The sequence below is a fragment of the Cuspidothrix issatschenkoi CHARLIE-1 genome (genome assembly GCF_002934005.1).
In the GTDB taxonomy this organism is placed as follows: domain Bacteria; phylum Cyanobacteriota; class Cyanobacteriia; order Cyanobacteriales; family Nostocaceae; genus Cuspidothrix; species Cuspidothrix issatschenkoi.
In genome coordinates, this window is the sequence record NZ_PGEM01000107.1 from 24431 (window position 1) to 37233 (window position 12803).

Consider the following 12803-nt stretch of genomic DNA (forward strand, 5'->3'; position numbering starts at 1 on the left):
ATCTTACGTAAGTCCTATTATTATCACAATACTATTGCCAATTTTCCCAAATATGTCTGAAACCCAATAAAATCCTAAGGATATCAATAGGGTTTCAGGGTTTTGGCAATAGTATTGTTATCAAGATCAAAAATTTTCTCTACCCAATGGCAGAATCAACACATACCCAATAAATACTAAATAATTAATATTCCGATCACCTGACGAACTTTAACAGCACATCCCTTTGTTTGCAACACACAAGCAGAGGGTTTTTTTGCCTAAATTTATAAATGATACCTGTTGACAATAATAATCATCAATTTATATATCTTAGGGGGGACTGGATTAAAGCCCGATAAATATTAAATATTAAATAGCCCGATTACCCTACCGGACTTTAGCTCCAAATCCTCTTTTGTCGTTAATTGGCAAGAGAGGTTTTATTTACTTGCAATCTGCTGCATTTCTAAATATTGATTCGGTACATGATCAACTAACCAAGCTCCATTAGCTGAATAATAAAAAATATAGCCATCTCCAACCATTTTTTGAGTATTAATGGCAAAAACTACAGGTTTTTCATGTCTCATTCCTACAGATTTTGCTCTATCTAGATTAGCTGATAAATGTACATGATGGCGGGACAATATTCAATATTCAGATCCCCGACTTCTTTAAGAAGTCGGGGATCTAATTCAGAACCAATTTATAATTGAAATATAGAAAAAACTTTTCTGACTATCAGTAATAATGCCCCACCAAAGATTACAATTAAAGTAATTTTCCCACCAGGAACAAGAGTTTGATAGTTACTATTGGTAAATTCTGGCTTTTGACTTTGTTTCCAACTCATTAATGCTGGCATAATTCCCCCTAATATGGAAACACTAAATGCGCCTGTATATTCTAAAGCATGGAAAAAGATAGTAGGATTAAATGTTCCTAAACTTAGAGGAGGTAGCAATACTAACGAATAGAGAGGTAAACGGGAAATTTCATTTTTAGTAATTATAGAAATATCTTTAAAAAAGTCTGCTAAACCATAGGTAACACCAATAAATGATGTCACAATAGCAAACTCAGAAAATATAGATAACAACATAGCAAACCATTCTCCATATCGTCCATTGCGTAAAATTTGCAAGGGATCAAATACTTCGCCATTACTTAATTGATGTTGTAAAATATCTGGAGTTACAGAACCTAAAATCATCGTATTCCAAGCTAGAAACATCAAAAGAGGAATTAAAGACCCAATAATCAAAGATTGTCTAATTTTGGGAACATCTCCTTCTAATTCAGTTACCACTAAGGGAATAATACCATGAAAGAACATTGCTACATACATCACAGCAACAGAACCGCCGATAGCTTGCCAATTTTGTACTAAAAATTGAGAAGTTTGAAATTGCATTCCTCCTAATACTAATAAACCCACAAAAGCAAATAACAAAATTAAAATAAATATTTCGTTGATTTTTTCTACTAATTTATTTTTACCCCAATACATCAAACTTCCAAAGAGTAGAAAGAAACTGAGTGTTCCCATCCAATGAGGAAAAATATTTTCTAAATTTCCCACTTTATAAATCACTGTGGTTAAAATTTCTCCTCCTTGGGTCATATATGCTACTAATAGGGCATAGTGCATAAATATATATGCAATGCCGGCGATTCTCGCACCTATTTTACCTAAAATCTTTTCAATGATTGCTAATAAACCTATATGGGAAATTCCTTCCACTCTCATGAGATTAACAGTCAATTCTGCAATTAATAAACCAGAAATTAAAGTATACAACCAGACACCAATTAACAAAGTTGTAGAAGGGATAATTCCCGATGGTAAAGTTACCGCAGGTAGTCCGATAATTCCTGCACCAATGGTAGTTCCCACAATTAAAGCCGTATTTCCTAATACACTACCTGGTTGATGTTCACATTTATTATCCTCAAATTTAATGTGAGAAAATAGCCGGGTGACTGGTTGTTTATCTACTGTTTCTTGTTTATTCATTTTCTGTTTGATGTTATCAAGTATTAGTATTGTAGGTTGGGTTGAGGAAGGAAACCCAACACCCCTTGCTATCCTATCGCTAATGTTGGGTTTCACTTTGTTCTAACCAACCTACAAAAGAGAATACAGGATGCAGAATAAATAAGAGTTTTGGAGTCATTCTAGAGAATTGATGAAAAAACTTGCTGATGGAGGATTCCCACTAACAAATATTCTGACTCCCGAATCCTGTATTCTTACGTTTGATGATGCGTCAAGAGACGCACCCTAAACAGTCTATTTAAACAAATTTTCTGGTAAACTCACACATTAAGTCTACTCTGCCTTTACGTAACATGGCAGGATCTAGTCTTTCCGTTGTATTACAAGTCATTAATACTACTAACTTTTGTTGAATTTGAATCCCCGATTCATCAATTACGCTCTGGTATAATGTGCCATCTAATAGGGCTAAAATATGCTCAGTTTTGTTGTTATATTGTGCTACTTCTGAAGCCCGATCTTGAGCTAAATTATCAGCTTCATTGATGATAATACAAATCTTTTCTAAATATGTTGGCGGGACAAAGTTGGTAATAGCATCATGATCTAAAATGAAAATGACATATCCTAAAGGAACAAGAATTTCTTTGGCAACACTTTGCGTCCATGCTGTTTTCCCTGTTCCTGGTGCGCCATGTACTACGACTGCTAACTGATTTTGATCTAAAATAGTTTGTTGCACTATGTCAGTAAAATCTTGAATTTCTTGGGGAAATGTCCGCAATGGATACTGACTATGAACTTTGCCCACACGACTTTGATATCCACTCAACATGACCGCTAAATCATAGGTAGCTTTATTAATTAATGGCTTCATGTTTTTGGCCATTAAAGTATAATTTCTTCTGCCTCTTTCATAGGCTTCAATTTGTAACCAAATATCAGGCTCTGACCAGTAAGCATAAACTGTATTAACTACGTCTAATCTTTCCCAATTCACAAATTTTTCTACTGGGAAATAAAAGTCTCTTTCTGAGTAGTATTGAGTGATAATATCAGGACGTTCTAATTTTTTTAAAACTCTTAAAACGGTAATTTCTTGCAGCAGATTCAGCACGTAATCAATAGGAATACTATTGCGGCTGACAAATTGAACAAGAGGTGTTTCTGTGCTCAAATAGTCTTTATGCCGATGTTCGGGGGTCAGCATATCTGGTGTAATATAATTCCAAAATTTTTGGAATTCACCACGGGTATAATCTGAGGCTAGGTTTAAAATATTTGCCCACCAAGCATACTCTTTTCTAGCTAAAGCATCAGCGTAATAACTAGCTAGATTAATGCTTTTTTGGGTCAGTTCCTGGGTATCATGGAATAAGATTTTACCAAAATATTCCCAATCAAAATCTCTGTGAAATGGCCGCCAGCCGCTAGACAACAAGTTTTGACAGTTTTTATTGCTGTTATTGCTGTCGTTAGTTCGGAAATAGTCAAAATCCATAGTCAAATCATTTTCTGCTGAAACAGGCAATAATACACAACTTTTTTGTGATACTTGCCATTGTATCATCTTATATTACACAAAAATAAGTTGTGTTAACTATTGTACTTACTATTTGGTTGCTTGAGCAATTATCTTCTGGATAATTAAAGTTTTAAGTTGATATATTTGACAAATAAAATATCAGTTATATATATTTGGTGTTGCTGAAACTAGGTATGAATTTAGGTGTAGAGACGTTCTATAGAACGTCTCTACAGGGGTTTTAAAATTATCAAAAATCATTTTCATAACTCAAATCAGCAACGCTATATATTTTACATAAAAATAAAGCGATCGCTCACCATGATTTCAGTAAAAAATCGCTTTACTCATACTATTAAGTTCACGACTTCACAACAATTTAGTTTATTGACGAGTAATGGCTAAATTGGAAGTGAGAGTAATAGCTAAATCTTGTTCTGGTCTTAGCACAAAAACCTCGGCTTTTCTCCTCCGCAGTAGAACACTAGCCAAAGCACCGGCAGCAGCACCACCCACAGGTTCTAAAACTTCAATTTTCTTATTACCTGTTAGCAATGAAATCACAGTAGCTGCACCTGCACCAATAGCAGCATCAGTTAATATTTGTCCAGTATCAGCACCTTTGCTAATTGTTTCTGTTGTGGTGATGGTTTTGGAATTAGCAAAAATCTGTTGTTTTCTGCCAGAGGGAAATACTAGTTCTTGGGCAACAAACCGGACACCTTGCTGTTTATCACTAGAAGATGAACCATTTAATCTTACTGGTTGTAATTGACCAATAACTTCAGTATTAGCGGGAATCAAAATATTTCCATTTCTATCAGTAATATCCTCAGCTATTTTGAGAGTTAAAGCTACACTTTCACCAGGATTGACAATAATTTTGTCCTTTTCGTAGGTGACAGGTAAAGTTGCACCAGAGCGAATACTAATTGTCCGCGATTGATTAAGATTGTATCCTTGGGCAAAAACAGGACTAAAGGATACTAGGGGGGTAGCTGCACCAGTTGTAATTGCTATGGCCATGAGTGCAGCCGTACTAGATTGCCAACGAATAGAACGACTCATGATGGAATTGCCAATAATATATGATATGTGAGATGACGTGGCTGAACTGGAATAGTTTCTTGGGGAATATTACTCATCTAGTACAGCACGGCGTAAATAAAACAACCATTCTCAACCACTAAAAAGCCTACGCCATATTATTTTTCACTTTTGACTTTTGACTCCCGCCTTGCGGTACTAGTCTCTTATAATTAGAATATCAATTAATTAGGACTTACGCACTGTACAAATTCACTATGATGTGAGTGAACATCATTTAATCTACCGTTGGCAACCAAATTATAAATGTAGTCCCTGGACGATGGGGTATGGTAATTACAGATTTAATTGCCGGACTAAATACCTCGATATCTCCCTGCATTTCTACTATTAATTGTTTAGCGATCGCAATTCCTAAACCAGTTCCCGGAATTTCCGTCTTTGCTTGTACACCTCGATAGTGTCTTTCTCCTAGATGTGCTAAATCTTCTAGAGGAATACCTGGTCCTGTATCACTAATGGCAATACCTTGAAAATTACCTTTTTTTTGTCCACATTGGACTAAGATTTTCCCCCCTGGAGGGGTATATTTTAAAGCATTATCAATGATATTACTCAATACTTCTTGCAATGCTTTTTGATTAATTTTGACTAAAGGTAAATGGTGGGGAATGTCTGTAATTAATTGTAAATTTCGTTCTTGGGCAATGGCCTGAGCAGATATTAATAAAGGTGTTAATAAATCTATAAAAGCGGCATCTGTTAACTGTTCTCCTGTTCCTGGTAGTAATAATACAGATTTATCGGGTTTTTGCACATTGTTACTAATCACTGTCTGAGAGTCTCGCAGCAGTAAAGGTTCTAAATCTGCCGCATTCAAATCCACAGCCTGATCAAACTGTATTAATAATTCTTGCAAGCGATCGCTCTCCCGAACTATACTGGTGGCTACCTCACGGTTATGATCGGGAGGCAACATCCGCTTTAACAGTAATTTGCCGAAAGTGCGGATAGCAGTTAAGGGATTACGAAATTGATGTAAAAGATTATCTAATAAATCCCGTTGTTGGCTTTGCAAAATTTGCGCTTGTTGTAGCTGCTGTTGTAACCAGGCTTGGCGTTGGTCTAAAATGCAAGCGATCGCTAAACTTTTGGCAATGCGTTCAATTTCCCTCTCCTCCAGTTCATTCCATTCCCTATCTTCCCTCCCAGTCACTAGCAACCCCATCATTAAACCCTCATAAATTAGAGGTAACACAATTTGGTTACGACTGAGTAAATATTCATCTTGTAAATTTTGTTTTCCTGTTGCTTCCGATTCCGATGTAGCATGAGAAGATACTAAAGTCGGTCTTAACAACTTTGTTTTTTGATTAGGTAAGGCCAAAACATTGGCAGACCCGACTGTATACCTGTTTTCTGAATGATGATATTCATCACCCTGATTTAAGGCTATTGTCTCTGGATACACCATCACTGGAATTAGTCGCGCCTCATCCGTAGGTTTTTCTACTAATTCCTGTGTTAAATAAACTACACTAAAACACGCTCCCATCCCCTCGGTTAGTAAGCCTATTTGCTCTCGACACAGAGCAAGAAAATCAGAACTGGCAGATATTAGCATTAGTTCGGGAATCCTAGTAGGTCAAAAAGCAGAAAATTTAGGTTATAGCTATCTAGTGTAGTCTGCTAATGGCTAATTGGTAAGCTGTCAACAATCATCAGTTAACAGTCACCACTCACCAGTTTTTTAACTTTTAATTCTTAATTTTTAACTATTTTATCCTCAGTTGTATCAAAACATTAAAAACCATTGATTTTCTGAGTTAGAACTTATATAATGACGACGGATTTTGTAGCCATAACTACAATCTATAGCTTGAAACAGGAGGACAATAGGTTGGCCAGGAGACGTAAGCGCAAGAGTCGTCGTAGGCAAGAAGGACGACGCATACTAGAACACGTTCCTCAATACAGCATCGAAAGTGGCGAAGATAAACCTGTGACAGCAGCAAGAAAATTTATTCAAGCTGAAGGTATTTTGCCACCTGCGCTGTTACTCGTAAAACGCAATGAGCATACCACAGACCGTTATTTCTGGGCGGAAAAAGGTCTGTTTGGAGCTCAATACGTAGAAGAGAATCATTTTTTGTTTCCCAGTCTGAGAGTTGTAGAATCACCAACAGCCCAAGAACCTGTTGCTCTAGCCAGTAAGTAAACAACAAATGGCCATCATATCCTGTAATGTGACTTCTGACTTTAAGAATAATTAACTGGCAATTTTGACCAGCTTATTCAAAAATTCCATTTTTCTTAATTTTGTAAATTTGCCAGTAGGGTTTTTAGAACTTCTCTAAAGTCATGGCATAATCAATTTCTCATTAACCCCATAGGTCGTATGAGTCAGTTTATTATCAGCTTACACAGCAGAGAGCAGCGACAGAGCTAAACACAACCAACAACAAAGCATAAATCTATGCTCCCATTAACTCCGATCAAGATCAAGCTCTGTCCCCCCAATCTAGATTTTCCCCCATGACATAACACTCATCAGGAAAATTAACAGCACAGAAGAACTTTTCCCTGTTCCCTACTGCTCATTTACACAAAACCCTAGTCAGAAGTCTACATCAATGTAGATAGTGATAGTTGTCATTCCTAACAGTCAATCAAATATCAAGCGTCTTTAACTGCAATGCCCTTTGCAACTCAGCCAGTTCATCTCGATGGGCAGTAACAGTGATTGTACTTGAGAAGTTTTGTCCACTGGGAATATTTTCCATCTTTAGTGACACCTTCTCAAGTCTTCCCGATTTTTTCCAATACAATAGACCGCTTAAAGGCGATAACAAGACCAATAACAGAAAAATCTGCCCAAAATTCGGAAAAAGCAGCGATAAAACCAATGCTAAACAACCTAAGCCCACAGCAGCTAATACACTCAAAAACACAGCTAAAAACCAGCTAGGACTCACAAATCCTTCAAAAGTGACTTGATTTTTGGCTGCGTCTATTGCTAATACTCGATAAGCACGAGAGCGAAAATACTCCTTCAACGAACTCATTAGAGTATTTTCATCCTGTTCTGAAACCAATCGCATTACTTCTGTGCGGTCTTTAGTTGAAGCGCGAATAAAGAAAAACAAACCAACTGATAACAATAAAGTTAGCAGGAAAGTAGATTGTAAAACAGTAGAATCCATAACTAATTTTTAGGGCTGAAAATTCCAGTAGACTTAAACCATTATCAATTATTCTGGAAACAGGTATACCAGAAGATAAGAGATAAGAGGCAAGAGGCAACAGTAAAAACCTTGTCATCATTGACATTAAGATTTTCCAGAATGTCCTAACCTGCTTATCCATTGCCATAACAACTAATAAACAACAGACGGAAGTTGTTTTTAACTTTTAACCTTTAATTTTGATATGTCACAAAACTCTGAAACACCATCATCTAACATCCTGGCCATAGCCCAACAATTTCGCCTCATCGGTTGGATTAGTTTATGGATTCAGTTAGTCTTAGGTGTCATATCTGGAATCATAGTCTTATTATTTGGTATTTTTAGTCAAAGACCAGGCAGTCCAGCCAACAATCCTGGAACAGGCTTTGGTGTATTTTTAGCAATTTGTGGCATACTTATCTTAGGCGCTGGTATTTATTTAGCCTATCGTTACACCAGAATCGGCAAACAACTAGAATCACCTAATCCCACTAATCGCCCTCGCAAAGCCGAAACTGTGCAAGTATTACGCTTATCATTATGGGTAAATTTATCGGGAATATTAGTCACGTTATTAGGAGCGCAAGCAATTGTTGGTACATTGGTAGCTAGGTCAATATCACCTCAAGCCGTAACTACCCAATTATTTGATCCAACACGAATTATTAGCGGTTTAGATATGCTCATAGTCCAAGCAAACACCAATACAGTATCAGCACACTTTGCAGGTTTGTTAGCATCTCTGTGGTTAATGAATCGTATTACTAAGTAATTAATAATTGATGTGGTTGTGGTATCCTAATCTTTAAAAAACAGGTAGTTCTAAAATAAATCCTGTTAAAACATCTTCTCCAGATAAAGTTGTTGGTAATGGTACTATTTCTACAGATTGATTTTGACGATAAATTTCTACTTGTTGATTTTGAGGATCAATTAACCAACCTAAACGTAAACCACTATTCAGATATTCCTGCATTTTCTCCTGTAATTGACTTAAAGAATCAGTGCGAGAGCGTAATTCTATCACAAAATCGGGACAAATTTTAGGAAACTTTTCCTGTTCTTCAACACTTAAAGATTCCCAGCGTTCATTGGCTATCCAAGCCACATCAGGAGAACGTTTACCACCATGAGGTAGAATAAAAACAGTGGAAGAACTAAATACTTTTCCTAACTTAGCTTGAAGATTCCATAACCAAACATAGCCATTAAAATCTGACTCTCTATTACCACTAATTGCACCAACTGGAGGCATAATTATTAATTCCCCTTTAGCAGTTTCTTCAAGTTTCCAATCTTCATTAATTTGACATAGTTGATAAAATTGATCATCACTTAATCCCACATTTTTGATATTTAAAACAACCGCTTCAGATGTCATCATTGCTGATAATCTCCTTAAAGTTATATCAGATCCCCGACTTCTTCAAGAAGTCGGGGATATTGTACTTATCCTAATTCTAGGACTTACGCAACTGGCATATTGGTAGGGTGTGGTTCGGCAAGCTCACCAACCACGTCAGATATCAAAAATTTGGTTATTTACATAATTTATGCTGTCTGATTCACCCTACAACAGATTTTTTGGTGTGACACCTGCGTAAGTCCTCAATTCCTAACATAGCATTGCTTTGAGGTAACATTGACTAGAGAAACAAAACCCAACACTTTATCAATTTAACCCCTTGAGGACTTTTTGAGGTTGCACTGACGCTTAACCCAACCTACAATTTTATGGTTTAGCAGGCTTTAGCATTGCTAAACCCTTACCATCAATGTACAAAAACTTACCAAAACTAACAAATGCTGGATATTAAACAAATTAGAGAAAACCCCCAACTGGTACAAGAGAAATTAAACAGCCGTAGCGGTAAATACGACATTCAACCTATATTAGATTTAAGCCAGCAACAACGGGAATTAGAAGTAAAACGCAACGAACTCCAAGCCCGTAGTAATGAAATTGGCAAATTAGTGGGTCAAAAGGTAAAATCTGGTGTTAATCCCCAAGATGCGGAAATTCTCGCTTTAAAGGAAGAAGGAAACACCCTCAAAACCACATTAAGCGCATTAGAACCCCAGGAAAAAGAATTAAAATCCCAAATTCAAGATTTACTGTTAGCACTTCCTAACCTTCCTAGTGATTCTACCCCCATTGGTCAAAGCGAAGATGATAACCCAGAGGTGAGAACATGGGGAGATGAATATAAACCCAAAAACCAGAATATTTTACCTCATTGGGAAATCGGTGAAAAATTGGGAATTTTGAACTTTGAAAAAGCGGTAAAAATTGCCCAAAGTCGGTTTGTCAGTCTTATAGGTGCGGGTGCGGCTTTAGAAAGAGCGTTAATTCAATTTATGCTTTCTAAACATATTGAAAATGGCTATATAGAAGTTAGTCCACCGTTGTTAGTCAATACAGATTCTTTAACAGGTACAGGACAATTACCTAAATTTGCGGAAGAAAGTTTTAAATGTGCAGATGACGAATTGTGGTTAATTCCTACTGCGGAAGTGCCGGTGACTAATTTGTATCGGGGGGATATTATTAACGCGGAAGAATTACCAATTTATCATACTGCATATACGCCATGTTTTCGTCGGGAAGCGGGAAGTTATGGCCGGGATATGCGGGGTTTAATTCGGTTACATCAATTCAACAAAGTGGAGTTGGTGAAGTTAGTAAAACCAGAAGATTCTTTTGAGGAATTAGAGAAGTTAGTAGGCAGTGCTGAGAGTATTTTACAGGCTTTAAAATTGCCTTATCGAGTGATTAATTTATGTACTGCTGATTTAGGTTTTTCGTCCACAAAAACCTATGATTTAGAGGTGTGGTTGCCGTCTTCTGGGAAGTATCGAGAGATTTCTAGTTGTTCTAATTGTGTGGATTTTCAAGCCAGAAGGGCGGATATTCGGTTTAAGGAAGCAGGTAAGAAAGGGACGCAGTTTGTACATACTTTGAATGGTTCTGGTTTGGCTGTGGGTAGAACCATGGCCGCGATTTTGGAGAATTATCAGCAAGCTGATGGGACGATTAAAGTACCGGAGGTTTTGCAGGTTTATTTGGGTAGGGAGGTTTTATAGGATAGGGGTTTTTGACGACTAAAAACACGGATACATAAAGGGATATACAAATAAATTTAAAATTTTGTATAATCCCTGCTCTTATTTATTATAATAATGTAATCTCAAAAAAAAGATGATGATTTCAATTAATCAAGCACAACAGCAACTACAGGATTTAATTGATTCAGTCAATCAATCCCATCAACCTATTATTATTGCAGAAGAAAATAGTAACGCAGTCTTATTATCTGAAAGTGACTGGAAATCTATCCAAGAAACTCTATATTTAGGGTTTGCTGAAAAAGTGAGTGTATGTGAATATCCTCAATTTCTCATATCCGACAAGGAAAAATGCAACTGTTTTAAGACTCCATTTGCCAAAACCTTGCACTTGCTTGTTCTTAAAATCCGCGAAACCCCTATTAATAAACGGTTATAGCTTTATTCAGCAAGCCCTATTTACTTTCTATTCCAGGGATGGGAGAATCAATTAAAGAAGGATTAGCAACACCAATTACAGAATGTGATGGGGAATTAGAGTGGTAAATTGGAAATTAGTTTATACTAAACAAGCTCAAAAAGATGCTAAAAAATTAGCTGCAAGTAATCTGAAAGATAAAGCGCAAAGCGCAATTAATAAAAATGTAGATGAGTCTTAAAAAACATCCTGTAAATCCTCAAATCCTGGACATCCTGATTCAGACAAAATGCAACTTTGTGAAAATGTAGATAAATACTAAAAAACCATCCTGTAAATCCTTAAATTCTGAACATCCTGATATGGCTTGCACCACGCTACGCTATCGGACAATTTTTAGCTACAATTAAACCACAAGCAACTAACATCAATTAGAGACAATAATCATGAATACAGCTAAACTTAGCAGTGATGGTACTCAGCAAACAGTAATATTACCTCCAGATTTTCAAATGACGGGTACAGAAGTTTATATCAAAAAAATTGGTAATGCCATTATTCTTTTTAATAAAGATAACCCTTGGCAAACTCTAATTGATAGTTTAGATCAATTTTCTGATGATTTCATGACCACTAGAGATCAACTTCCTGTTGACACAAGAGAGGAATTTTAAATGCAATATCTTCTCGATACCAACATCTGTATTTATCTGATTAAATAAAAACCAGAAAAGAGTAATTTAATGAAATGTAACGCACCTTTTTCTATTAATATTTAAATGTCTGAATCAGGATAACCACCGATTAAAGGATTAACACCGATTATATTTGGTTTTGATATTCTGGAAGATTTGAATTAGCGCAATTTATAAAAATATAGATAAGTCTTAAAAGACATCCTGTACATCCTCAAATCCTGTACATCCTGATTCTGACAAAAAGTGACAATCTATAATATAATTACATTATAATCCTAGTATAATCCTAGAGGTAAAACTATGACTATTGAACAAGCAGTTTTAGAAAACTTCCGAGAATTACCAGCAGATAAACAACAAGAAGTTTTAGATTTTATTCAATCTCTAAAACATAAATTACCCACAAAAAAACGCCGTACCCCTCCTGATGCTATCGCTGGTAAAGGTAAAACATTGGGTGATATTGTTAGTCCTATTATCAATGAAGAAGAATGGGAATATCTCAAATAATTATCCTTGATACTCATATCTGGTTCTGGTTTATTAATCAGGAATTTCAGAGATTTCCTACCCATTGGAGAGAAATAATTGAAACCTCAGAAGAAGTAGGAGTTTCCGCTATTTCCTGTTATGAAATAGCACTTGCACAACAACGAGGAAGAGTACAATTACCTTGTACCGCTAATCAATGGTTTCAGGAAGCATTAGAACCATCAGGTATTACATTATTTCCTGTAACTGTAGAAATTTCCTGTCGTGCTGTAAATTTATCTCCTATTCATAAAGATCCATTTGATCGTTTAATTATTGCTACTACATTAGAGGATGTCTGAAAACTTTT

At 36.1% G+C, this 12803-nt stretch carries 14 protein-coding genes; 7 read left to right on the forward strand and 7 right to left on the reverse strand.

Features of this window, described 5'->3' with window-relative positions:
- Positions 1 to 422: 422 nt before the first annotated feature.
- The 5 genes from CUN59_RS14650 to CUN59_RS14670 form a co-directional block, all read right to left on the reverse strand.
- Complete coding sequence (locus CUN59_RS14650) at positions 423 to 629, reverse strand: RNA 2'-phosphotransferase (RefSeq protein WP_243406951.1); 207 nt, start codon at positions 627 to 629, stop codon at positions 423 to 425.
- Between the two features lie 59 nt (positions 630 to 688).
- Positions 689 to 1999 (reverse strand): amino acid permease, encoded by a 1311-nt coding sequence (locus tag CUN59_RS14655; RefSeq protein ID WP_104388541.1) that lies wholly within the window; start codon positions 1997 to 1999, stop codon positions 689 to 691.
- A 280-nt stretch (positions 2000 to 2279) separates the two neighbouring features.
- Positions 2280 to 3482, reverse strand: a complete 1203-nt coding sequence (locus CUN59_RS14660; RefSeq protein WP_104388551.1) for an AAA family ATPase — start codon at positions 3480 to 3482, stop codon at positions 2280 to 2282.
- Between the two features lie 408 nt (positions 3483 to 3890).
- Positions 3891 to 4574, reverse strand: a complete 684-nt coding sequence (locus CUN59_RS14665) for a conjugal transfer protein TrbI (protein ID WP_104388542.1) — start codon at positions 4572 to 4574, stop codon at positions 3891 to 3893.
- 256 nt (positions 4575 to 4830) lie between these two features.
- The gene (locus tag CUN59_RS14670; protein ID WP_104388543.1) at positions 4831 to 6177 is read right to left on the reverse strand and encodes a sensor histidine kinase; all 1347 of its coding nucleotides are present in this window, start codon (positions 6175 to 6177) and stop codon (positions 4831 to 4833) included.
- 276 nt (positions 6178 to 6453) lie between these two features.
- Between CUN59_RS14670 and CUN59_RS14675 the strand changes: the two genes are divergently transcribed.
- A complete protein-coding gene (locus tag CUN59_RS14675; RefSeq protein WP_104388552.1) occupies positions 6454 to 6771 on the forward strand; it encodes a DUF3155 domain-containing protein in 318 nt (105 codons plus the stop codon).
- A gap of 451 nt (positions 6772 to 7222) precedes the next feature.
- Here the strand turns inward: CUN59_RS14675 and CUN59_RS14680 are convergent, their stop codons facing one another.
- A complete protein-coding gene (locus tag CUN59_RS14680; RefSeq protein WP_104388544.1) occupies positions 7223 to 7756 on the reverse strand; it encodes a cofactor assembly of complex C subunit B in 534 nt (177 codons plus the stop codon).
- A 226-nt stretch (positions 7757 to 7982) separates the two neighbouring features.
- Between CUN59_RS14680 and CUN59_RS14685 the strand changes: the two genes are divergently transcribed.
- Complete coding sequence (locus tag CUN59_RS14685) at positions 7983 to 8552, forward strand: DUF3611 family protein (protein ID WP_104388545.1); 570 nt, start codon at positions 7983 to 7985, stop codon at positions 8550 to 8552.
- Between the two features lie 33 nt (positions 8553 to 8585).
- Here the strand turns inward: CUN59_RS14685 and CUN59_RS14690 are convergent, their stop codons facing one another.
- The gene (locus CUN59_RS14690; RefSeq protein WP_104388546.1) at positions 8586 to 9164 is read right to left on the reverse strand and encodes a Uma2 family endonuclease; all 579 of its coding nucleotides are present in this window, start codon (positions 9162 to 9164) and stop codon (positions 8586 to 8588) included.
- Positions 9165 to 9583: 419 nt separating this feature from the next.
- Between CUN59_RS14690 and serS the strand changes: the two genes are divergently transcribed.
- From serS to CUN59_RS14725, 5 genes are all read left to right on the forward strand, one after another.
- A complete protein-coding gene (serS, locus tag CUN59_RS14695; RefSeq protein WP_104388547.1) occupies positions 9584 to 10864 on the forward strand; it encodes a serine--tRNA ligase in 1281 nt (426 codons plus the stop codon).
- A 115-nt stretch (positions 10865 to 10979) separates the two neighbouring features.
- Positions 10980 to 11285 (forward strand): type II toxin-antitoxin system Phd/YefM family antitoxin, encoded by a 306-nt coding sequence (locus CUN59_RS22110; RefSeq protein ID WP_243406952.1) that lies wholly within the window; start codon positions 10980 to 10982, stop codon positions 11283 to 11285.
- Positions 11286 to 11710: 425 nt separating this feature from the next.
- A complete protein-coding gene (locus CUN59_RS14715) occupies positions 11711 to 11938 on the forward strand; it encodes an antitoxin (RefSeq protein WP_104388548.1) in 228 nt (75 codons plus the stop codon).
- 324 nt (positions 11939 to 12262) lie between these two features.
- Positions 12263 to 12472 carry a DUF2281 domain-containing protein gene (locus CUN59_RS14720; protein ID WP_104388549.1) on the forward strand — a complete coding sequence of 70 codons (210 nt, stop codon included), beginning with the start codon at positions 12263 to 12265 and terminating at the stop codon, positions 12470 to 12472.
- On the forward strand, positions 12454 to 12795 hold the full coding sequence (locus CUN59_RS14725) for a type II toxin-antitoxin system VapC family toxin (protein WP_243406953.1): 342 nt from the start codon (positions 12454 to 12456) through the stop codon (positions 12793 to 12795). Before CUN59_RS14720 ends, CUN59_RS14725 begins: the two co-directional genes overlap by 19 nt.
- The last annotated feature ends 8 nt before the right edge of the window (positions 12796 to 12803 follow it).

Excerpts from the sequence above, each read along its gene's own strand:
- CUN59_RS14655 (WP_104388541.1), bottom strand. The coding sequence starts at position 1,999 with ATGAATAAACAAGAAACAGTAGATAAACAACCAGTCACCCGGCTATTT.
- CUN59_RS14660 (WP_104388551.1), bottom strand. The coding sequence starts at position 3,482 with ATGGATTTTGACTATTTCCGAACTAACGACAGCAATAACAGCAATAAA.
- CUN59_RS14665 (WP_104388542.1), bottom strand. The coding sequence starts at position 4,574 with ATGAGTCGTTCTATTCGTTGGCAATCTAGTACGGCTGCACTCATGGCC.
- CUN59_RS14670 (WP_104388543.1), bottom strand. The coding sequence starts at position 6,177 with ATGCTAATATCTGCCAGTTCTGATTTTCTTGCTCTGTGTCGAGAGCAA.
- CUN59_RS14680 (WP_104388544.1), bottom strand. The coding sequence starts at position 7,756 with ATGGATTCTACTGTTTTACAATCTACTTTCCTGCTAACTTTATTGTTA.
- CUN59_RS14685 (WP_104388545.1), top strand. The coding sequence starts at position 7,983 with ATGTCACAAAACTCTGAAACACCATCATCTAACATCCTGGCCATAGCC.
- CUN59_RS14690 (WP_104388546.1), bottom strand. The coding sequence starts at position 9,164 with ATGATGACATCTGAAGCGGTTGTTTTAAATATCAAAAATGTGGGATTA.
- serS (WP_104388547.1), top strand. The coding sequence starts at position 9,584 with ATGCTGGATATTAAACAAATTAGAGAAAACCCCCAACTGGTACAAGAG.
- CUN59_RS22110 (WP_243406952.1), top strand. The coding sequence starts at position 10,980 with ATGATGATTTCAATTAATCAAGCACAACAGCAACTACAGGATTTAATT.
- CUN59_RS14715 (WP_104388548.1), top strand. The coding sequence starts at position 11,711 with ATGAATACAGCTAAACTTAGCAGTGATGGTACTCAGCAAACAGTAATA.
- CUN59_RS14720 (WP_104388549.1), top strand. The coding sequence starts at position 12,263 with ATGACTATTGAACAAGCAGTTTTAGAAAACTTCCGAGAATTACCAGCA.
- CUN59_RS14725 (WP_243406953.1), top strand. The coding sequence starts at position 12,454 with ATGGGAATATCTCAAATAATTATCCTTGATACTCATATCTGGTTCTGG.